The organism is Streptomyces sp. NPDC040432, assembly GCF_055595445.1.
Genome location: NZ_JBVIVP010000009.1, coordinates 234485 through 254920 on the forward strand (window position 1 = coordinate 234485; position 20436 = coordinate 254920).

General features: G+C 70.1%; 19 protein-coding genes and 1 tRNA gene. 5 read left to right on the forward strand and 15 right to left on the reverse strand.

All coding sequences use genetic code 11. The features are described from left to right. Positions 1-14: 14 nt before the first annotated feature. Positions 15-644, reverse strand: coding sequence for an LppU/SCO3897 family protein (locus tag ACZ58N_RS21080; protein ID WP_471161978.1), 630 nt, complete (start codon positions 642-644; stop codon positions 15-17). Between the two features lie 554 nt (positions 645-1198). Between ACZ58N_RS21080 and ACZ58N_RS21085 the strand changes: the two genes are divergently transcribed. Next, complete coding sequence (locus ACZ58N_RS21085) at positions 1199-1420, forward strand: hypothetical protein (protein ID WP_471161981.1); 222 nt, start codon at positions 1199-1201, stop codon at positions 1418-1420. A 94-nt stretch (positions 1421-1514) separates the two neighbouring features. Here the strand turns inward: ACZ58N_RS21085 and ACZ58N_RS21090 are convergent. The 3 genes from ACZ58N_RS21090 to ACZ58N_RS21100 form a co-directional block, all read right to left on the reverse strand. After that, positions 1515-1636, reverse strand: a tRNA-Gly gene (locus tag ACZ58N_RS21090). A 160-nt stretch (positions 1637-1796) separates the two neighbouring features. Continuing rightward, positions 1797-2420, reverse strand: coding sequence for a hypothetical protein (locus ACZ58N_RS21095; protein ID WP_471161983.1), 624 nt, complete (start codon positions 2418-2420; stop codon positions 1797-1799). Between the two features lie 208 nt (positions 2421-2628). Further along, positions 2629-3609, reverse strand: coding sequence for an alpha/beta hydrolase family protein (locus ACZ58N_RS21100; protein WP_471162049.1), 981 nt, complete (start codon positions 3607-3609; stop codon positions 2629-2631). Between the two features lie 217 nt (positions 3610-3826). Between ACZ58N_RS21100 and ACZ58N_RS21105 the strand changes: the two genes are divergently transcribed. Then, positions 3827-4432, forward strand: a complete 606-nt coding sequence (locus ACZ58N_RS21105; RefSeq protein WP_471161986.1) for a TetR/AcrR family transcriptional regulator — start codon at positions 3827-3829, stop codon at positions 4430-4432. Positions 4433-4579: 147 nt separating this feature from the next. Here the strand turns inward: ACZ58N_RS21105 and ACZ58N_RS21110 are convergent, their stop codons facing one another. The 9 genes from ACZ58N_RS21110 to ACZ58N_RS21150 all read right to left on the reverse strand — a co-directional run bounded on the left by ACZ58N_RS21110 (position 4580) and on the right by ACZ58N_RS21150 (position 15156). After that, entirely contained in the window at positions 4580-5128 is a 549-nt protein-coding gene (locus tag ACZ58N_RS21110) for a DUF4262 domain-containing protein (RefSeq protein WP_471161989.1), read from the reverse strand. A gap of 237 nt (positions 5129-5365) precedes the next feature. Beyond that, positions 5366-6856: an FAD-dependent oxidoreductase gene (locus ACZ58N_RS21115; RefSeq protein WP_471161992.1), complete on the reverse strand. Its 1491-nt coding sequence runs from the start codon at positions 6854-6856 to the stop codon at positions 5366-5368. Between the two features lie 158 nt (positions 6857-7014). After that, positions 7015-8319, reverse strand: a complete 1305-nt coding sequence (locus tag ACZ58N_RS21120; RefSeq protein ID WP_471161994.1) for an MAB_1171c family putative transporter — start codon at positions 8317-8319, stop codon at positions 7015-7017. A 901-nt stretch (positions 8320-9220) separates the two neighbouring features. Next, positions 9221-9931, reverse strand: a complete 711-nt coding sequence (locus ACZ58N_RS21125) for a helix-turn-helix domain-containing protein (RefSeq protein ID WP_471161997.1) — start codon at positions 9929-9931, stop codon at positions 9221-9223. A 500-nt stretch (positions 9932-10431) separates the two neighbouring features. Beyond that, a complete protein-coding gene (locus ACZ58N_RS21130; protein ID WP_471162000.1) occupies positions 10432-10812 on the reverse strand; it encodes a DUF6009 family protein in 381 nt (126 codons plus the stop codon). A gap of 163 nt (positions 10813-10975) precedes the next feature. Next, a complete protein-coding gene (locus ACZ58N_RS21135) occupies positions 10976-12556 on the reverse strand; it encodes a DNA primase family protein (RefSeq protein WP_471162003.1) in 1581 nt (526 codons plus the stop codon). Further along, the gene (locus tag ACZ58N_RS21140; protein WP_471162006.1) at positions 12553-13578 is read right to left on the reverse strand and encodes a bifunctional DNA primase/polymerase; all 1026 of its coding nucleotides are present in this window, start codon (positions 13576-13578) and stop codon (positions 12553-12555) included. Before ACZ58N_RS21140 ends, ACZ58N_RS21135 begins: the two co-directional genes overlap by 4 nt. A gap of 1018 nt (positions 13579-14596) precedes the next feature. Then, positions 14597-14920 carry a hypothetical protein gene (locus tag ACZ58N_RS21145; protein ID WP_471162009.1) on the reverse strand — a complete coding sequence of 108 codons (324 nt, stop codon included), beginning with the start codon at positions 14918-14920 and terminating at the stop codon, positions 14597-14599. Beyond that, positions 14917-15156, reverse strand: a complete 240-nt coding sequence (locus tag ACZ58N_RS21150; protein WP_471162011.1) for a hypothetical protein — start codon at positions 15154-15156, stop codon at positions 14917-14919. Before ACZ58N_RS21150 ends, ACZ58N_RS21145 begins: the two co-directional genes overlap by 4 nt. Positions 15157-15526: 370 nt before the next feature. On the opposite strand from ACZ58N_RS21150, the gene ACZ58N_RS21155 reads away from it, so the two are divergent. Continuing rightward, positions 15527-16399, forward strand: a complete 873-nt coding sequence (locus ACZ58N_RS21155) for a hypothetical protein (protein WP_471162014.1) — start codon at positions 15527-15529, stop codon at positions 16397-16399. Positions 16400-16484: 85 nt separating this feature from the next. Here the strand turns inward: ACZ58N_RS21155 and ACZ58N_RS21160 are convergent, their stop codons facing one another. After that, the gene (locus tag ACZ58N_RS21160) at positions 16485-16661 is read right to left on the reverse strand and encodes a hypothetical protein (protein WP_471162017.1); all 177 of its coding nucleotides are present in this window, start codon (positions 16659-16661) and stop codon (positions 16485-16487) included. A gap of 220 nt (positions 16662-16881) precedes the next feature. Beyond that, on the reverse strand, positions 16882-18297 hold the full coding sequence (locus ACZ58N_RS21165; RefSeq protein WP_471162020.1) for a hypothetical protein: 1416 nt from the start codon (positions 18295-18297) through the stop codon (positions 16882-16884). Positions 18298-18793: 496 nt separating this feature from the next. Between ACZ58N_RS21165 and ACZ58N_RS21170 the strand changes: the two genes are divergently transcribed. After that, a complete protein-coding gene (locus ACZ58N_RS21170; RefSeq protein ID WP_471162022.1) occupies positions 18794-19612 on the forward strand; it encodes an inositol monophosphatase family protein in 819 nt (272 codons plus the stop codon). 47 nt (positions 19613-19659) lie between these two features. Beyond that, a complete protein-coding gene (locus ACZ58N_RS21175; RefSeq protein ID WP_471162025.1) occupies positions 19660-20256 on the forward strand; it encodes an NADPH-dependent F420 reductase in 597 nt (198 codons plus the stop codon). The last annotated feature ends 180 nt before the right edge of the window (positions 20257-20436 follow it).

A 20436-nucleotide genomic window follows, 5' to 3' on the forward strand; every position in this document is an offset into this window, starting at 1 on the left:
CGATGGGAGGCGCGTCAGCCGGTGGCCACGGCGATGACGATGAACGTCGCGTAGAAGAGCAGCGACAGCGCCATCGGCACCGAGACGACGAGGGCCTCCGGACGCCGCCGCAGTTGCTTGCCCGGGTCCAGCGGCGGACGGAAGCCGCCCTGAGGGGCCGCGAGCCCGGCGAACGTCGACCTCGGGCCGAGGTTGCGCAGCACCGTGATCGGGGTGAGCAGCATGGACATCGGTGCCCACCAGCCCTGCCAGAGCGTCTTCGCGGACATGTTCCGGACGGTCGCCGTCCCGCAGTCACGGCAGAACGGCCCCTGCACGCTGAGCGAGCGCATCATCAGGACCATGCCCTGATGCCCCCGCACGGTCGCCTGCGCCGCCGGCTGCGCCCCGCACAGCCGGCAGCCGAAGCCGCCGTGCTGCGGTGCGTGGTGACCGGGGTGGGGCGCGGAGCCCGCGGCGAACGGGTTGCCGTGGCCGGCGGGCTGCTGCGGGACCCCGCCGGGCTGCTGCTGCGCGTAAGGGTTGCCGTGCCCCGGCGGCTGCTGGTGCTGCTGCGCGTACGGGTTTCCCTGGCCGGGCTGTTGGGCGTACGGATTGTGCTGGTGCTGCGGGACCGAGCCCTGCTGCGGTGGTGGAGTGGCCACGATGGTCCCCTCGAAGAAGTCGGTTCGGTCACCTGGGGCGGTGATCAGGGCACCCTAACGGTATTCACCATGTCCCCAACAACCGGCCGAGGGGCCCGGGCGAAGAAGAAGCACCCGTCGCCGTGATGTCGTAACGCCGTCCCGTACGGCCGGGGCCGATCGCGGGTACGCGCGGGGCCCGGTTGCGGGTGCCGTGGCGGCGGACGAGAATCCGAAGGGAGCGCGCGATGCGCCCCCGCCGGAGCCGGTGACGCATTCCCGGAATCCGTCCCGACCAACCGATACGGGCAGGTCACCTGCTGTTCACACCACGCGACGTCGAGTCGTGTCCGCGAGGTGAGCAGGGCATGAAACCGTCCATGATTCGAGCCCCGAAGTCGGGCCGGTTCCGGCGCGGACGACTGGCCGGAGCCGCATGCCTCGCGCTGCCTGCCGCAACCGTGGGAACGCCGAGCGTTGCCGCGCCCGCAGCGGACCACGCCCCGTACACGTGCCCGGTCGGGCCCGGCCCGTTCCAGCGCTGCGACAGGGTGTTCGCGAGTGATGGAGAGACCGTGACCGTGCGGGTCGCGGATTCCGGAACGGTGACGCGGGGCGACTTCCAGGCGGTCAACCGCCGTACGGGCGCGGTGCTCGGCACCGTCCAGGACGTGGCGCCGTCGTCGGGCACGGTCACCCTCTGGCGGAATGACACGGGCAGCACGGTCATCGTGGAGTTGAACGTCACCTCCGACGACAGCGGCCGAATCGACGGAAGCCTGGCCTCCGGCTCATGACCTCCGACCGGCGCCCACTGGCCGCATCACCGACTCCGCCCACCACACGGCCGTTTTCCCACACGTGACACGTCCACGGCTCCGCGTCGGTCGGTGGCAGTGCCGACGGGATTCGAACCCGCGGACGGATGGGAGCAGGTCCGCTCCGTCTCCGTCAGTCGCCGTGGGAGGGACCTCGCCCACGGCGATCGCAATGGGCCGCTCTGCCACGGCACCGCAACCTGCGGGAACGCGCGCACTCCCGCTGCCCCTCAGGATAGGGGTGCCGATCACTGAGTTGCCGCCAACTTGAAGTCGCAGGTCAAAGGGCTGGTGTGACCGGTTCTCGGGGTATTCGTGCTGGTCACGGGCGCCTGTCTGAGCAGTGGATCGTTCGTCAGCGGTTGATTTCGAGGTTCGTCTGGACGACCAGAGCCGCAGGAGGCGGTTGGCGCGGGCGGGGTCGGTGCGGAGCTCCCGACCGCTTGTTCAGGAAATGCTTGGCCGCCTCGACTGCTTCCCGGTTGAGTTCCTCAAGGGAGACTCCCCAGCTCTCCTCCCAGCCGTCCAGGTTGTGCGCGCAGTGGACAAGCGGTTCGAGCTCTTCGGGGTAGCCGAGGTCCTCAGCGATGTTGGCCCGGATGAGCCAGGTGCCCGAGGCGGGATCCAGGGTTCTGTCGGCGATCTGACCGGCGACCCAGTCGGCCATCGCCCACTTTGCCGCCCGAGGATCGGCGGGAGGATGGAACAACAACCCCAACTCCTCCAGCACCTGGTCGAAGAGTGCTGGCGCGTCAGGCTCTTCGCTGCGGAGGAGGCCGGCCAGTGTGGCGAGAGAGGGGCTCTCAACCCCAGCAATCAGTGCGTCCAGCCCTGCCTGGATGAGCCGGTCCGACCCGACGTGCCTGTCGAATGCCCTCGCCCGCGCGATATGGCTGAGTTGCTTGAGGGCGTCGTCCTGGGTCATCGGAGTCTTCTCGGTCGGCATCTGGAAGAAGAAGGCTCGCACACCAGCCGACACGGCTGCACCATGTTTCCCTTCGAGCTGACTGCCCTGACGGACGATCTCCCTCGTGGACTCCCGCCCACGACCAGCACAAGTGCCCCGGGGACCGGTCACACCAGCCCTTTGACCTGCTACTTCAAGTGGCGGAAGCCCACTGCGGACCAACCCTTGTCCGGGGGTATCCGGGGCGGCGATTCTTCAGGGACTGCACGCCGTGGCGGGCCTACTTGGATTCGACGCGTCCCACCGGATCGGGTGCGATCGTCAGTGCCTCGTGGGCGATCTGCCAGGCGTTGTCGCCGGTGTGGAGCCGGGTGCGGACATAGGCCGCGGTGAGTTGGGCGAGCGCCGCGACCCGCTGGGGGTTTTCGTCGGTGGTCTCGGCGGCGTCGTACCCGGCGATCCCGCCGAGGCCGTGCTCCGCGTCGAACAGGGTGAGCAGGGTCTTGGGGCCGGGGGCGAGGGTGTAGGGGTCCGCGTGCCAGTCCGGACCCATGTCCGTGAAGTTCCGGGGGTCGTCCTTGTCGCCGGTGACGACCAGCGCGGGTGCGGTCATGGTGGAGAAGTCGACGGCCCCGATGACCGGCCATTGCTCGGCCATCGGTCCGTTGAAGGCGTCGCCGCCCCTGCCGGGCGGGGCGAGCAGTACGCCCGCTTTGATGCGCGGCTCCCGGAGGTGCACCAAGTGCCCGGTGTCGGGGTCGGTGAGTCCGGCGCCCAGGAGGAGGGCCGCGGTGAAGCCGCCGTACGAGTGTCCGGCGATCGCGACCTTGGTGCGGTCGATCCGCCCGGCGAGCTGCGGCACGGCGTTCTCGATCGCCTCCAGCCGGTCGAGGACGTCGGTCATGTCCTGGGCGCGGGAGCGCCAGAAGTCGGGCGCTCCGGGGGCGTCCGCGACCCGGGCGGCCAGCGTCCTGGAGGTGAGGTGGGTGGGCTGGACGACGACGAATCCGTGTGCCGCCCAGAAGTTGGCGAGCGGCGCGTAGCCGTTGAGCGACGAGAGGTTGTTCGAGGGGCCGTGGCCGTGCGAGAGGAGGATGACGGGGAGGTCGGTGCCGGTCAGGGGTGCGGATACCCGCACCTGGAGATCCACGGGGCGTCCGGGCACGGACAGCACCACGGGACTGAGGGACAGGACCGGGCTGGGCGCGCCAAGGGTGCCGTCGGTGGTCCCGGACGGCGACGTGGACGTGGACGTGGATATGGATATGGGCGTGGAAACGGACCTGGCTTTGGACGTGGACGTGCTCACGGTGTGGGTTTCCTTTCGGTGGCGCCGGCCGCCCGCCGGTGTTCTGCCGTCGGCGGGCGAAGAAGGAAAACAGGGGTGTCCCGTCTCGGCTAGACTTAAACGGAACGCCGCTCCATTTAGTATCCGGAGCAGCGCTCCGCTTTGTCAACCGGTGTCGAAGGAGAACGTGATGGCCGCCGAGGATCCTTCAGCGGATTCGCCTGCCCGAAGCAAGCGGGCCGACGCCCAGCGCAACCGGGAGACGGTGCTCACCGCAGCGGCCGAGGTGTTCGTCGCCTCCGGCGTCGACGCACCGATCCGCCGGATCGCGGCACAGGCGGGCGTCGGGATGGCCACCATCTACCGCCACTTCCCGACCCGGGCGGACCTCATCACCGCCGTGTACGAGCACCAGATCGAGGCGTGCGCCGAAGCCGGCCCGAACCTGCTGGCCGCAGCCGATTCCCCGCTCGACGCCCTGCGCCAATGGATCGACGTCTTCGTCGACTTCCTGGTCACCAAGCACGGCCTCGCCGACGCCCTGCAATCCGACAGCGACCGCTTCGCCGCGCTGCACGCCTACTTCCTCGACCGTCTGCTGCCCGTCTGCGCCCAACTGCTCGACGCCGCAGTCGAGGCCGGGGACATCAGGCCCGGCACACAGCCCTACGAGCTGATGCGCGGCATCGGCAACCTATGCGTCGGACGCGACAACGACCCCCGCTACGACCCCCGACGCCTGATCGCCCTTCTCCTCCAGGGACTCCAGCAGCCCGGGGCGAGCGGCGCTGCGTGATCCGCCTGACGATCCCCGCAAGAACTTCCGAACGGCCGACCTCGGCAGCCACCACTGCACCGGCCTCAACGGGGCCGAGGGCCGCCTCGGATCCCGGTGCGTGCGGGCCCGAGCGGAAGACTCCGGCGCCGGCCGGCACGTTCGAGGTCAGAGTTCGGTCGTCCACATCCCGGCAGGGTGCTCACTCGGCGGCAGCCACAACTGCGGCTGCGACTCCTGATGACCCGCCCCGGCCCCTTCCTCCCAGTGGAAGCGGTCATCCGCGTCGGGCCACGCAACCTGCAACACGGGAAAGGGCGGCCGCCGGTAGAACCCGATGGCCCGCCCGAAGAAGGTCCGGTACCAGCGGGGATCCACCTGCCTGAGCCCGACGTGACGACCGTCGGCAACGTCTGAATGCCGCTGCCTGTCCGTCAGTACGGTGCCCGCCGCGGCCTTCGCTCCGAGCCTGTTGAGCATGCGGTGCATGGCGTGGACATCGAGTGCGAACATGGCGAGCTCGGGTACGCCATGGGTGTGCGCGAGGCCGATCGTATAGGCGAACCCGGGGCCGATATCGTCCTCGGGAACCATGACGACGTGCCATCCGTGCCGCTGCACGTTCTCGATGATCGTCAGATCCGCGCCGTCCGCTTCGTCCCGGTCACCGTAGTCATGGCAGAGCACACAGCAGCACCGGAACGGATCATCAGTCATGTGCGAAGGCTACGAGGTGGGCGTTCGGGTGTGGCAGCGCACCCCACACTCGGGGGAACCGCCCGAACCGGGCCGGCCCTCCGTCGCGCACCATCGAACGGCCGGTGGATCCCTTCGGAGTTCGGACGACTCGATTGCTTTTCGGGCATCGTGTGATCGCCTGCTTCACGGGCCCGCCCCCCTGAGCGCTGCTTCCACCCTCAGCCCCGGAAGGTGCTGCGTCACGCGCTACGCGCGTCACCCATCGCGTCGAAGCGGCGTCGGCGGGTCGAGCGCTTCGCGGCCCGGGACGTCAGCGGCCGCGGGTCGACAACCGCGGGCGGTGACCAGGCCGAGCTCCCGTTCCGTCAGTGGCGGTCCGCTCAACGGCGGGTGGAGAGGACCGCGCGCGGCACCGAGCAGAACACGGGGTTTCGCCAGCGTCGTCAACGGGGCTTGGAGCGAGGTGACGTCGGTGAAGTCGCGCACCATCGTGAAGTTGCCGCAGCTCGTCTTCAGCAGGCGGTGTACGTATGCCGCCAGGATCCTGTCCTTCCGGCTCGGGGCGCCGCCCCGGACCTGCGGGTAGAAGACGTCCTGGCCGAGCGCCAGGTCCCAGGCCGCGGCGACGGGCTTGGCCACCGCCCTCTGTACGCGCCGGGCGAGGCCGGGCGTGTCCACGTCGCGGGCCGACATCACGTTCCGAAGGGCGAGTGCCGACTGCGCGCCCACGGACATGCCGTGCCCGTAGGTGGGGTTGAAGGCGGCGAGGGCATCGCCCATCACGACGAACCGCTCCGGCCAGTTCTTGACCTGCTCGAAGTACCGGCGCGTATTGCGGGTGCTCCGGTTGAGCGCGACGTCGGTCAGGGGATCGAGATGGGAGATGATCTCGCCGATGAGCGGATGCCGGAGGCCGCGGGTGAACGGCTCGAAGTCCTCGACCAGCCCCGTGGGCTCGCCTCCTCGGGTACCCAGCGCCGTGACCATCCATGTGTCGCCTTCGATCGGCAGAATGCTGGCTCCCTGCCCGGGTCGCGCAAGCCGCGGATCCGAGTGGACGCTGACGATGGGGAAGCCGCCGGCTCCCTCGGGCGCTCGGAATACGCGTGTCGCGTACACCAGCCCGAGGTCCAGGGACCGCTCGGGGGCGGATCCCACCCCCAGCTCCTCCAGGTACCGGGGGGCACGTGAGCCCCGCCCGCCGGCGTCCACGACGAAGTCGGCCTCCAGGTCCTCCTCCCGCCCGTCCTCCCCTCGCACACGTACCCCGGTGACCCTGCCGGCGCTGCCGGTCAGGCCTTCGACGCGGGTGCGCTGACGAATGTCCACTCCCCCGGCTTCCCGCACCATGTCGCGCACGACGGAGTCCAGGAGGTCCCGGCTGCAGGCGAGGATGAAGTGGGTCTCGGAGTCCCAACGCCGGAACCACCCGTCGCTGCTGAATCCGACCATGCCGGTGGGTATCGGGATCCGCTGTGCGCCGGCTGCCAGCCAACGGTCGGTCACCCCGGGAAGGAGGGTTTCGGCGGCGTGCACCCCGCCGCTCCAGAAGGTATGGGCGTGTCGGGCCTGCGGGAGCCCCTTCCTGGGGAGCGGACCGTCGGGCAACTCGTCGCTCTCGACGATCAGCACTTCATCGGTCACTTCGCGCAGCGCGGCCGCCGCCAGCATCCCCGTGATGCCTGCGCCGACGACGATGGCCCGCCGCCGTATCGATGTGGTGCGGGTGTTGCCGGGGTTGGTCATGTGAAAACTCTCTGGTGGGCCGCCTCGGGGGCGGGCTGCGTCAGCGTCATGGGGCCGGACTCGCTCGGGCCGGGGGCGCTCGGGCCGCGCCCGCGCGGAGCGGGCCCGGCGGAGCGGACCCGGCGAAGGGAAACGCGGTCCCGGGCGGAGTGCGCGGATCAATCGCCATCGACGCCCACGGTCCGTGGCGACCGGCGTTCCGGGTGAAGTCCGCCCGGAACGCCGGTGGGCGCTTCCGGCAGTTCGGCCCGCTCGGACCGCTCGGACCGCTCGACCGGCTCGACCCGCCCGGGCCACCCGGGCCGCCCGGGCCGGCGGTGGAACCTCCGCAGGGTCCGCTCGTCCTCGACCATCAACACGCGGATGGCGTCGGAGAGCCTGACGAGCCCGTCGTCATCGCCCTCCAGCACGCTCTCGACGCTGCTCCCGGCGTGGCCGTGGGTGGAGCGGGGCAGGGTGGCCAACGCGGTGAGCACCGTGGAAACGTGCCGAGCCGACTCCGGTTTGAGCGGGTCCGGCATCGAGGTGGGCTCCTGCGCGCGGGTTCCCGTGTCCCGGTCGAGGGAGGCGCGGAGCAGCCTGAGGCCGTCACGGATGAGGATGGTCCTGCGCAGGTGCCTGATGCTGAGCGAGGACCACCAGGGAATGCCCACCGCTCCGTACGGTGTCATGGCCCGCATGGTCAGCCACAGGGGCCGGAGCCGTCGGTACTGGGACCAGCTCCGCCAGCGACCGGTCAGACTGTGGCCGACGGACGGAAGGACGAGCCCGACGGCCTGGGTGAGCGTGGCGAGGGACGCCACCGTCGGGGCGACGGTCGTGCTGATGCCGTCCCAATCGTGGCCGGTCCACCGGGCGGTGACGGCGAGGAGTTTGCAGGCGTCCCAGATCAGGCTCAGGAACGAGCCGACCACGATGACGATCAACCCGACGCGCAGCAGGCCCGGGACCTCGCGTGACCAGCGCCAACACAGGACCGCCAGCGTCAGTGTCGACAGCGCGTGCCCGGCGATGTAGAGGACGATCATTTCCCGGATGTACGGGGTGTTGGCGTAGTGGGTGTCGAAGTCGAGGAGGCGCTCCTCGGGGGACTCCCCGAGCGCGAACAGCGCGAACAGCGCGGCGATGACGGCCGCGTAGACGCCGAAGCACCAGCGAGTGGCCGCGCGCCGTTGTTCCTCGGGTCCCCCGCGCCACGTGATCATCAGGTTGACGAGGGCCGCGCTCAGGGCGGTGACGATGCTGTAGACGACCGGGGCCGAGAAGTTGGCCGTGCCGGTGAGCTCGTTCACCCAGGAGATCGTCGGTGGCGCGGCGAAGAAGAAGACGGCCGAGGCCAGCGGAAGGAGCAAGGACACGGCGCGAACGAACGGGTCCCGCCAGTTTTCGAGCAGTCCGGGCATCCTCAGCGCGAAGGCGAAGGCCAGGACTGCGGCAAGGACGTAGTAGTGCAGGTTGGTCATGACGTGTCCCCCTCGGCTCCTACGCTGCACGGCGGAGCCGGATCGCTGGGGAGGTCGATGCCGGCGCGCGGTTCCGCAGGAATGGTGCAGCGTGTTGAAGCGGTTCGATCGACTGCGACGTTGTGGATGGTAGGGCGCGGAACGAGCAGGATCCTCACTCCGGTTCACGCCTCGCGCTGGGCCGGGCGGCAGCCGGGATCGTCGGCGTCGGCGGTGACGGTGTCGGCGGTGACGGTGTCGGTGACAGTGACGGTGATGTGCGGACGAGGTCACCGTGCGCGCCCGGGCCCTGCCGAAGGGCTCCGGCCGTGGTGATCACGTGGCGCTCGGGGTCGGCGCGCAGCGCCTCGACCGCAGCCGCCGACGAGAGCCGCGACATCCTGACCGTCGCGGCGGTGGGTGCGACCCCGCGCCGGCCGGTGATCAGGGCGGTGCCGGAGCCCGTACGGGCCATGAGGACCCGGGGCCTGGGATCGCGTGGATTCCTGAGGAGACCCGGAGGCCTGAGGGGGCCGGGAGGCCTGAGGAGGCTCGCCGGGCAGCCCAGGGCGGCGGGTACGCGAAAGTTCGGATCGGACAACGTCAGCCCCGTAAGCTTCGTGATCCGGCAGCGGCGGCCTCTGTGCGACCGGGTGTCGTGCCCCGACGCTTCCCCGACGCCTGACGCGGCGCCTCCCCCGGCGCCGGGCAGGGCTCCGCGCTCGGTAAGCGAGCCTCCACATGGTCGATCGCGCCCACCGGGGCGTCGATCGGATGCCGCACGTCCCGCTGTTCGAACACCCTTTTCCCCTCCCCCTGTTGCCCTGAGGGCTGATCCGCGTAGTGCGTCATCGAACGGTCCCACCGGACCACCGATGTCCTGGACGCGTCGACCGGATGGAACCCGACCCGCGACACCACCTCACCGCGGGCCCCCCGCCGCACCCGCTTCCCCCTCCACGGGGTTCTCGGCCAGGTGGTCGTCCATCCATTCCAGCAGCCTCCGACGGCCCTTGTCGGTCATCATGGCCGCACGCATGGCGATCTTGTCCACACCGTGACGGGCATGGATGCTCGGCACACCGGGCGCGGCGGGAGGATTCGCAGGCGTCCCCCGCTCGCTGTGTTCCCGGGACGCCCGGGACTCCTGGAGCTCCCGGTACTCCTGGAGGAGCGATTTCTCGATGGCGACCAGCACGGTGGTGAGCGCGTCGGCGTCCTCGGACTGGAGGAATCCTGCGGGCCTCCTGAAGAATTTTTCGAGCATGGCGCAGTGCTCCATCGTCGGGCGTCGGTCTCCCGCGAACAGGGCCTGGATCTGCTGCCGGGAGAAACCGCTCCTCGCGGCGATCTCCCCGTGGGAGTACTTCCGTCCCGTCTCGTGGAGGTGCGTCTCGTGTAGCAGACGAAGCCTCTGCTTGAAGCGCTCCTGAAGATCGGGTTCGCCGGCCCGCCGGCCGCTGAGCAGGGCTCGGACCACGTCCACGGGCACGCCCGAGGCCAGGTTCAACCTCGGCGGATCGAGGACCTCCTCGCGGGCGCGGCCCAATTTCGCGCCCAGGGCCACCACCTGATCGGACGTCGCGACCACCTGGGCGACGGCTGCCGCCGGCACGGAGGCGGTTTCCGTCACGGATCGATCTCCCAGGAGTGGGCGGACGAGCGCCCGCGGCGCTGCCCGAAGACAGGGAGCGCTGGGACGTACGCCGAAGAGCCTGCCACAACCGTGGCAGCAAATCCATGATCCGTGATCCCACCTGCCACGCACGACAACGGGGTTGATCCTCCGACCGGTGAAAAAGCCTCGGGAAGCCGGCCGGGGTGGTGGAACGCCGTCCCCAGCTCCGTCGGCAGGGCGGATGCGATCCCCGCGGCATCACGGGGGCGCCCCATGCGGTGCGTGCGGGCCGATCGGTCGTGCACTCGTCGGGGCGCTGCCTGCGTCGGATGCAGGCGCTGGTCCGCCCCTTCACGGCGCCCCGCGTCGACCCTCGCCGCAGCGGTCGGGCTCGGCGGGCGAGGGCGTCGAGGGACTGTCCGGTAGCACCCGCTCCGGTTCCTGCCCTTCGGTCCCTGGACGAACGCGCAGCTCAGAGCACACGCGACAAGACGGCAGGGACTGAAGGGACTGAATCAGGCAACGGTTTCGCCGGCTGCGAGTCCTCGCTGGGAGCGTGGCGTCTTGAGGCCGACCTTGCGGGGCTCGATGGTGCGCGGGTCGACGGCCTCGCCGGGAGCGCCCTCCTTGTAGAGGCCGTTGGGCTCGGCGTCCCGGTCGTGCGGGAGGAGGTAGAAGACCCGGCGCTTTTGCAGGCCGCTGTCAGGGTCGGCCTCCGCCGTGTCACCGAGTTCGGTGAAGCCGATCATGCGGCCGTCCCGGTAGTAGCGGGGCTTGCCCCGTCGGCGGGGCGTCTTGTCGAGGGCCTGGCGCACGTAGTCGAGCCCGTCGGGGTCCTCCAGCCACACCACTTTGGTCTCGTGGGCGAGATCGCTCGGTTCGAGTAGCGAGCTCATGGCTTTCGTCCCTCCTCGGTCTTGCGTCCCTGTCCGGTGGGGCAGGCGGCCCTGTGCGCGGCAGGTAGCCGTGTTCCGGCTATGGGGTGCCGGGCTTGGGTCATGGTTTCTTCCGTCCATCGTAGGGGGCTGGGATTGCTGCGGACAGTACGCCGGGGTCGGTTCACGCGCGGACTGCTCCGGTCGCCTCGCCCGGTGGGCTCTCCTCGGTGAGGAGAGCGAGCCCGGGATAGAACTTCTGACCGTTGGATCGCAGCATTTCGCTCGGTGAGGAGATGCCCGCCTCGGCGCGGATTCGGGTGGCGAACGCGCGGGTCGTGGCGGGGCGCAGCCCCTCACCCTCCTGGCACCAGATGCTGTACGCGCGGTACAGGGCGCCCTGCTCGACGCGGAGGTCGCGGGGCTCGTCGAGGTCGGCGGTCGTGGTGCAGCATTCGGCGAGGAAACGGCCGATGTGGTCCTCGGTGGTGGCGTACGCCTGGGTGGCGGTGCGCACGACGGTGGGCCCGCCCAGGGAGGGCTTGGTCGCCAGGTAGGCCATGGCGCCGTGGACCATCCATTGGAGGATGCCGGGGCCCTCGTCGGCGACGAGTTCCTCGGCGAGGTTGTCGATCTTGCGGTGATCGGGGACGACCCGGTCGAAGGGGATGAGGCGGATGCGGCGCCAGAAGGCGTGGCCGCCGGTGCCGACCTCGGGCCGGTGGTTGCCGAGCAGCCACAGCTTGTGGGTGGGTTCGAAGCTGAAGAAGTCCTGCCGCATCCGGCGCGCCTTGAGTCGGTCGCCGCCGGTGAGGAGCTTGACGCGGGCCTCGTCGAACTTGTCGTGCGGTTTGAGCTCGCTGCACACGAACAGCCGGCGGCCGTGCAGTTCGGTGAGTTCGGTGCTGTGCTCGTTGAACTTGCCGCGTTCCATGAGGAAGCCGGGCGGGGCGACGTCGGCGTAGTCCCCGAGGATCTTGATGACCACGTCCATGAGGGCGGACTTGCCGTTGGCGCCGATGCCGTAGAGGAAGGGCAGGACCTGGCCGCCGACGTCACCGGTGATGGAGTAGCCGAGGAGCAGGTGCAGGAAGTTGATCATCTCCCTGCCCTTGTCGTCGTCGCCGAACGTCTCGGTCAGGAAGCGTTCGAAGCGGGGCGTGGGCATGGCTTCCGGGGCCACGTAGGTGGCACGGGAGTGCAGGTCCCGCCGGGGGTCGGGCTTGCGGAGGTCGCCGGTGCGCAGGTCCACGACGCCTGCGGGGGTGCACAGGGCGTACTTGTCGCCGTCGAGGGTGTCGGGGTCCAGGGCGAGCCCGGGCGAGGCCTTCGCCTGGGCGAGCATGGCCTTGACGCCCGACGTGGACATCGCCCGCTTGCGGTGCTGGTTGAGCTCCCGGTCGGTGAAGACGCCGCGCGGGTCGTGCACCGGCATGTCCTCGGCCATGTCCCCGGCGGCCCAGATGGCGGCCTTCTCGCCGCCGGTGCGCTTCCACCGGTATTCGTCCCAGACGTACCAGCCGAGTCCCTCGACATGGCGGAAGCGGTGGTTGTGCAGGTGGGCGAAGAGCTTGGCGTTGCCACGATCGGTGAGGTTGCCCAGCAGCCCGGCCTGGACGAAGTCCCCCGGACGGAATCCGTCGACGGCCGCACCCTGTTGGGCGGGCAGCTGTGGGGTCGCCGGAGAGGCGGCTTCGGCGTTGAAGGCGGCGAGCTGCTCGGCTGCGGCGTGCGCGTCGAACCCGGTGCTGCCTGCGCTGCTCATGAACGTCCCCTGGGGTGGATCGGGCGGTTGCCGCCTGCGCGGAGTGCGGAGTCGATGACGAGCCGGTTCCGGCGGCTCTGGCGGGGGCGCGCCGCATCCGCGGCTTCGGTCAGCAGGCCGGCGCATTCGGCCTGTGTGATGTATCCGGCCGCGACCAGACCTCCTGCGGTGAAGGCCGCGCGGTTGAGCTTTTCGGCGAATGCCGTCCCGGAGGGTGTGGTCGCGCAATCACGTACCTCGTCGAGGAGGGGCCGGAGGATCCGGTGGGCGTCCGCACCGTCCGACCGCGTACGGCGGGCAGGCGACGGGGCCGGAGTGTGGACTGTCGCGGTGGTGCCGGTATGTCCCGTGCGGATGAGTTCGGCGCTCAGCCACAGCGGCAGGACGGCGGGGGTTCGGGCCCCGGGCAACGCCCGGTAGGTCCCCGAGGCGGTTCGGGTTCCCGGCGCGACGACGTATCCGCCGGTGGCCCGGACGTCGACCTGCCAGGCGAGCGCGACACGGGGGCTGGAGCCGCTGGAGGAGCGGTAGCGGGGAGCACCGCACGGCACCCGGTACCAGACGTGCAGTCCGCCCGACGGCGTCCGTACGCGCAGGGTCTCGGAGTCGTCCGCCGGATTCGGCTGCGCGCGGCAGGCCGCGAGGAGTGCCAGGGTGTCGAACCCGGAGGCGAGGCCCGACAGGTCGACCCGATCGTCCATCCGGATGCCGGGAAGCAGCCGTTGCCGGTCCGGCAGGACGGGTGAGTGGGCGTCGATGTCGATGACGAGAAGCCCTGCCGGTCCGCAGGAGACCGCGACTCCGAACGCCGGTTCCTGACTCCACCACTGAGCGATCACCTCCTGGTCGGTGGTGGCCGCGTGGAAGCCGTGGCACCAGAGGCCTCGTGCGAAGCAGGGGCAGGCCTGTGGCTCGTGCGGCGGCGCGGGAGGACGGCAGGAGGGGCAGTTCGCCGGAGGCGTCTTCATCCCGGGCGTCAGCGGATGTACGGGGTAGCCCTGTGCCGCGAACCAACGCGCCACTCCCTGATGCTGATGGGTCACAGCGGGGGCGGCGTGAATCTGGTTGTCGGAGTGGGCTGGCACGTTCTGCTTCCTCGACAGGTTGCCTGGATGTATCTCGGTCCTGGCGTACGGTCCCTCCCCTTGGGCACAGGGACTGAAGGGACCGAAGTTCCAGTATTGCGGAGCCTAGCGCAGCCCATGACACTAACTCCGCAGCTCACTGGACCGTAGTCACTTTTCAGTCCCTTGAGTCCCTTCAGGCCATGGCCAAGTAGGCATTCTGTGGAGAAACTGACGTTTTGTCCTCTTGGTGACGCCCGGGCGTGGCGCCACGCCCGCACCTTCAGTCCCTGACCTCTCAGAGTCCCTTCACGGCCCATCGGTCACAGTCCCTGAAGCCCGAGGCTCAGAACCCCGGCTTCGAGTCCCTCGCCTTCAGTCCCTCGGACCCTCAGGGGCTCCGGGGAACCCCGCTGTCCCTAGGCCCCCCTCCCCCGCACCCCGAACCAGGGGCTGGACCCTGTCTCAGACCCTTTCGGTCCCTGGACCCTTCAGTCACTGCAAAACCTGCTGGTCAGGCTCGTTCTCGGCTGGCACCAGGGACCGAAGGGACCGAATTTCCTAGTTATGACGCAACCAGAGCACATGCTTCATACGCGCTCGCACATACATACGCGCACACGAAGGCTGGAAGAGGTAAAACTCAGTCCCTTCGGTCCCTGGGTCAGCATCGATAAGGCTTTGACCTGCAGTTTTGCCCAGGGACTGAAAGATGGACCGAGCGCAGGGACTGAACCGACATCAGACCCTCGGCTCCGACGGGCACCGCAGGACGGCGAATTCCTTCAGTCCCTCCAGGGACGGAAGGGCGTAAGGGACCGAAGGACTCCAGGGACGGAAGGACTCAACGGAAGGACTCAAGGGACCCAAGCCGCCATGGATCCTCCCCTGCACCCCTCCGCGCTCACACAGGTGCTGCCGGGCCAGGGAGGGCGGGCTCTGTCGGCAGCACGCCCAGAGGCCCATCGCCCGTCGGTCAGGGTGCTTCCGGTGGCGCGGAGACGATGAGGCCGTTCACGCACCGAGTCACCAACAGCGCTTCTCCGCAGGGCGCCCGGGCGGCGTGGAGCTGAAGTTCGCGCCGTGCCGCCCGACTCCACCCGCCGACAGCGGCAGCCCAGTGCGGGTGGGAGTCGATCCGCAGGCCGGCCTCCAGGAGTTCCGCGCGCATCTGCCGGCCGTCGGCCGGAGGGGAGGTGGCCAGCCGGTTGAAGAGCCGTGTCCAATGCTGCTGGAGCGCGACCAGGTCGTCCGGGAAACCGGCGATCGACCGTCTCGGACCGTCGCGACCGGTACTCACGCCGCGGTCCCCCAGCGATGGGCCCGTGCCCGGCGGCGCAGGTCCGCCCCGCCGGCCCTGGAACGCCCAGGGGTCGACCAGTACGGATGGGCGTGGATGCGGCAGGACAGGCTGATCAGCCGCCGCCGTAGGACGGCCGTACCGGAGCCGGGGGGCGTGCGGGCGAGAGCGCTGTAGGTCGTCAGCCAGGCCGCCTGGAGGGACAGCAGATCGTCGGGGAAGCGGAGCGGGTCCATCCATCCAGTGAAACATGTGTTCGAATTATGGGGCCACACGCGAGGCCTCCTACGGATGTGGGGCTGTGGGCGGGCACGGCTCGGTGTCGCGATCGGCCGCCGAGTGTCGGACCCGGCCGGCCTGCCCCGGCGGCCGATCGCGTCCGGGGGGTGTCGTGGTCGCGCCGAAATGCATTGTCACGAAGGTCGGACGTCGTCGATGATCACCTCATGACGACCAGAAAGGGCCATGCCGTCTAGGCGCCCGGTTCCCCTCTCCCCCGCTCTCCTCGCTCGGGCGGGCGCCGCCCCCGGCACCGCTCGCGGGCCGCCGAGCCCCGTTCACCGCAGCGTCCGATGGCAGTGACCGCCCACCCCGGAGAGCCCGCCCGTGCAGAAGACCGCCCTCGTCCCCTACGCCCGCCTTCCGCGAGCGCACCACGACCGCCACATCCTGACCAGTACCGTCGACGCCTTCGGCACCGCCCACTGGCTGCTCGCCGAACGCGCTCCGCAGCCCCGCGGTGAGGGACTGCCCATCGACGCCCTCGTCGCCTCCGTCGATCCGGACGGCAAGGTCGAGCTCACCGAGCTGAGCGCCGTGCGGGCCCGCCGGCCGCGCCTGGACCGCCTGCCCGACGGCGGATTCGTCGTCGCCGCGCCTCGCACCCGCCGGCCCGAGGACGCGAACCAGGTCCAGGTCTTCGACGTGCTCGGCCGCGAGACCTCGTCCTTCTCCGTCGGGGACGCGATCGAGCACCTGCTCGTGGACGAGGCCGGCCACATCTGGGTCGGGCACTTCGACGAGAACCCGGCCGGGATCCGCCGCTGGAGCGCCACGGGCCGGCTCACCTGGACGTCGGACGGAGCCCGCATCCCCGGTCTCTTCGACTGCTACGCCCTGAACGTGTCGGGCACCACCGCCCGGGCGTGCACGTACACGGACTTCCCGCTGGTCGAGATACGCCCCGAGCGCTCCGAACGGCCCGTCACCGTGTGGGCGAACCGCGTACGGGGCGCCCACGCAGTGGCTGTCCACGGCGATCGAGTCGCCTTCTACGGCGGCTACGGCGAGGAGGGGGACCGACTCGTCCACGGAAGGCTCACCGAGACATCGGTCGAGCCGGAGGAGGTTGGTCTGCTCACCCTGCCCGGCGGCTGTGCTCCCGGCCCCCGGCGGATCGTCAGCCGGGGAAGCAGGATCTACGTCCAGACCGGGCCGTCCACCGCGTGGGGCGTGTTCGACCTCAGCAGTTGCAGCTGACACGACCTCGGTCCCGGCAACGTTCGACATCCGCGCCCGGTCGGCCCGCGCCCCGAGCCCCGCGGCTCGGGGCGTAGGCGTTGGCTCAGGGCATGCTGGTGAGCGGCCAGGGATTCGGAGCGCTGCGACGGATCGCCGCGCGTATGTGCACCATGGCGACGACGGCGCTCATGTCGGTCTTGCCCACGGTGTACCGAACGTGGTCCCGACAGAACCAGAGCATGTTCTCCGGGTGCCCCTCACGGTCGGTGGGTGGCGCCATCGCACGGAAACGTACGAGGGTGAAACTCTCGTAGTCCTGGTCATCATGGGACGCGGTGCAGCTCGGAACCGCGCAGTACGGGGGCATCACAGCTGGTCAACTCCACTTGATCGGGCGGCTCTTGATCACAATCCTACGGCCGCCAGGGGCCGGCCAGCAGCGCCCGAACCGAGTGGGCCCGGAATCCCCTGGAGCCGGCACCGAGGAAGGAGACGGGCGCTCACACGGGGAGGATGCCGGGGAAGGCGCCGTGATCGGCGTGCGGGGAGGTGAGGGCGAGCCAGCCGTGGCCACGGGTTTCGGTCCCTGCTCCGACCAAGTCCGGATCGACGGAGAGGTGGCCGCACGCCGCGCGCGCGCCGGCGGTTCCCGCGTTGGGCGGGGCATCGTCGTACTCCGCTTCGAAGTCGGGGTCGTCGACCGCGAGGGTCTCCCAGGGAAGCGGGTCACCCTCCCACTCGGGGTCGCTCTCGGCGGCGTACCGTCGGATCACGCGGCCCTCCTCGGCAACGAACCACACGTCGGAGCCGCCGTGGTCGTCGAGGAAGAAGAGCTGCGCCCGGGCACAGTGCCGGCTGACGCGCTCGACGGTCTCGACCATGTCCTCCCAGTCGTCCCCGACGAGGAGGGCGTACGGGCCGAAGACGAGGCGCCAACCGTCCAGTTCCGGGGTGACGAACACCCGGCCCACGGTCTGGACGGCGCCGTCGCCGTCGGGAACGGGCACCTGGATGTCCCGACCCTCCACCGCCTCGACGCCCGCAGCGCACGTGATGGGTCGCCGGTGGTGCAGATCCAGGGCCTCGAAGAGCCCTTCGTACGAGGTGCCCGGCACGGCCAGCCACCAGCCGGAGAGCTGGTGCGACAGTGCGCTCGGGGTCTCGCCCGCGATCTTCACCCGGATCAGACGTTCCACCGCAGCACGGTCGCGGGCATCGAGCCCGTTGACGCCGCCGCCCGCGACGAGCGCGGCCATCGCGCCCCGCCTGGTCCGTGGGGACGCGGCCGGGTCCCGGCGTAAGGCGCGCAATTCGGTGCGGTACGCCTCGTGCGTCAGGCGGGCGTAGTCGTCGGCCTTGTACAGGGTGGTGCGGCGGCCCGCGTAGCACTCCACGAGGGCACGCAGCCCGGCGTCCGATTCCGTCCGGAGCCGGACGAGCCCCGCAAAGCCGTTGCCCGCCGCGCCGCGAGCGGGATCGGTGGCCAGCTCCGCGTACCGGTCGGCGCACCGTTCGTCGAACGAACCGAGCAGTCGGCCCACGGCCCAGTCCTTGACGTGACCGCTCCGCCAGGTCGCGAGCACGGCGTCGAAGGCGGGCGGACCGATCAGGGTCAGGATGCGTATGACGGGCTGGAGCGTGGCGGTGGACCGGGCGTCGGCGACGCTTGCCAGCAGCGCGGGCACCACCTCGCCGGCCCGCTCCGTGAGGAGCGCGAGGACGGCCTCGGCCCGGGCCCGTTCGTCACCGGCGCCGCTGTCGCCGCTGCCGTCACCGTCGGCGTCGATCGGAGAGACGAGGTCACGGAGACGATCGAGGTCACCCTGGGCGCCGAGATCCTCCGGGGCGTCCACGGTGTGCAAGGCGCCACGTTCGCGCAGCGTGCGGAGGTCGTCAAGGAGCGATTCGATCTTCATGCCGTGCACGCTATCCGGCCCCTCTGACACCGCGACGGCCCACCCGACCGTGCCGTCGCACGGTCCTCCGACCGTCACCCGTGGACCTCAACTCAACTGTGTGGTATGGGAGTTCCCGAAATCCGAGCCGTTCGACAAGCCGGTGGGCGACAAGGCGGCGGCGAGGCTGAGGAGATGGTTGCCGGATCGTGTGGTCACGGCTCGGTGTGAGCGGAACCTTGACCTGGCGTGTGGAGCTCCCGCACCCGCCCCGGACGGCTGCCCCCGGACGGCCTGTCGCACACGGCGATCTGGCTCGTTGTGAGGGCGCCCCGGCCAAACCTCACGTCCTCGGCGGCGTGGCGAGCCGCCTCCGTCTCAATTGCGTCTGAGTAATCCTTGCCGTACTTGACATGCATTTGAAGTTAATCATGCGGCTCTATACCTTCGAGATCAGAGCGCAGGACGCAACACCTGACGCCACATCACCACCTGGCCTCACAAAGGGAGTACCGCCATGTTCGAGACCTTCCGGACCACCGCTGTCGCCGTCTCCGACGCCGACCTGCTCGACCGGACCGCAGCCGCAGTGCGCGCGGCCGGTGCGGTGCTGCGCGAGAACTTCGGCGAGATGGTCCGGTACGAGACCCGTGAGGAGCTGATGCGCGCACTCGCCGTCAACGACGACGCGGCCCTCGACATCCTGCGCCCCCGCCTCACCGAGCTGCGTCCGGAGGCCGGTTGGGTGGAGGACGAGCTGGACGGCGGGGCGCTGCCGCCGGGTGAGTGGTGGGTCGTGGACCCGGCCGAGGGCAACGTGAACCACCTGCACGGCCTCCCGGACTGGGCGGTGACCGCCACCCTCGTACGGGAGAACCAGCCGGTGCTCACCGTGGTGCACCTGCCGCTGACCGGCGAGACCTACACCGCGCTCAGCGGCGCCGGTGCCCACCTCGACGGACGACCGCTCCGCGTCTCCCCCACCGCGGATCTCGGCCTGGGCATCGTGGCCACCAGCCAGGCCCGGCCGGACGAGGACGAGAAGGTCGTGCGACGCGTCGGCTCCTCGATCACCGCGATGCTCCTCGACGCGCTCGTCGTCCGCACCTCCGTGCCGGCGACCCTGCACCTGGTGAACGTGGCCGCCGGCCGCATCGACGCCTTCTGGCAGTTCGCCGGCGCCCGAGCGGACCTGCTGCCCGGCGCCCTCCTCGTCACCGAGGCCGGCGGACGGATCACCGACGCCGAGGGCCACCCCTGGACCCCGCGGAGCGGAAGCTTCCTGGCCGCCGCACCAGGCATTCACGCCGAAGCCGTCACCACGCTCTCACGCTGACCACGCACCGCACCCCACACCCCACACCCGCAAAGGAACGTATCCCCATGACAACGATCGCAGTACTCGGAAACGGCCGCGTCGGCGGCAACCTGGCCACCGCCCTCACCCGCGCAGGACATCAGGTCACCGTCGCGGACCGTACCCCGGGCGCCGCCGCCGATGCCGCCCGCACCGCACGCATCATCATCAACGCCACCCCGGGAGCAGGCTCCCTGGAACGGCTTGCCGCACTGCGCGAAGAACTGCGGGGAAGCATCCTCATCGACGTCTCCAACGCCACCGTCGACGGTCCCGACGGCCTGCCCGCCGACCTCATCCACCCCGGATCGAGCCTCGCGGAACAACTGCAGGAAGCACTCCCCGACACCCGCGTCGTCAAGACGCTCAACACCATGCTCTTCCCCGTGATGACCGCACCGGCCATGCTCGCCCAGGCACCGACCGCGTTCCTCTCCGGCGAGGACCCGCAAGCCAAACAGACTGTGTGCGAACTCCTCACCGACCTCGGCTGGCACGAGGACTGGATCACCGACCTCGGAGGAATCCGAACGGCTAGGGCCACGGAAGCCGCCATCCTTTTCGTGCCCCACGTGATCCGGGCCAGCGGATTCACGCCCTTCGCGATCTCGATCGCCCGCTGATCCGCACCCGGCACCCGGCACCCGGTGGCAGCGCACGTCTCCCCTGAGCTGTACGTCCAGCGACTCTCCGTGAGATTCGGTGGGCTCCGGGGTGAGCCGTCCCATAGGACCCACGTCACATACGACCCGGGATAGTAGACCCGGGAGGCCCTACACGACCCCCTTCGCCGGCCCCTCACC

Coding starts and splice junctions, on each gene's coding strand:
- ACZ58N_RS21105 (WP_471161986.1), top strand. CDS start 3,827: ATGGCCGCCGAGGATCCTTCAGCGGATTCGCCTGCCCGAAGCAAGCGG.
- ACZ58N_RS21110 (WP_471161989.1), bottom strand. CDS start 5,128: ATGACTGATGATCCGTTCCGGTGCTGCTGTGTGCTCTGCCATGACTAC.
- ACZ58N_RS21115 (WP_471161992.1), bottom strand. CDS start 6,856: ATGACCAACCCCGGCAACACCCGCACCACATCGATACGGCGGCGGGCC.
- ACZ58N_RS21120 (WP_471161994.1), bottom strand. CDS start 8,319: ATGACCAACCTGCACTACTACGTCCTTGCCGCAGTCCTGGCCTTCGCC.
- ACZ58N_RS21130 (WP_471162000.1), bottom strand. CDS start 10,812: ATGAGCTCGCTACTCGAACCGAGCGATCTCGCCCACGAGACCAAAGTG.
- ACZ58N_RS21135 (WP_471162003.1), bottom strand. CDS start 12,556: ATGAGCAGCGCAGGCAGCACCGGGTTCGACGCGCACGCCGCAGCCGAG.
- ACZ58N_RS21150 (WP_471162011.1), bottom strand. CDS start 15,156: ATGGACCCGCTCCGCTTCCCCGACGATCTGCTGTCCCTCCAGGCGGCC.
- ACZ58N_RS21160 (WP_471162017.1), bottom strand. CDS start 16,661: ATGGCGCCACCCACCGACCGTGAGGGGCACCCGGAGAACATGCTCTGG.
- ACZ58N_RS21165 (WP_471162020.1), bottom strand. CDS start 18,297: ATGAAGATCGAATCGCTCCTTGACGACCTCCGCACGCTGCGCGAACGT.
- ACZ58N_RS21170 (WP_471162022.1), top strand. CDS start 18,794: ATGTTCGAGACCTTCCGGACCACCGCTGTCGCCGTCTCCGACGCCGAC.
- ACZ58N_RS21175 (WP_471162025.1), top strand. CDS start 19,660: ATGACAACGATCGCAGTACTCGGAAACGGCCGCGTCGGCGGCAACCTG.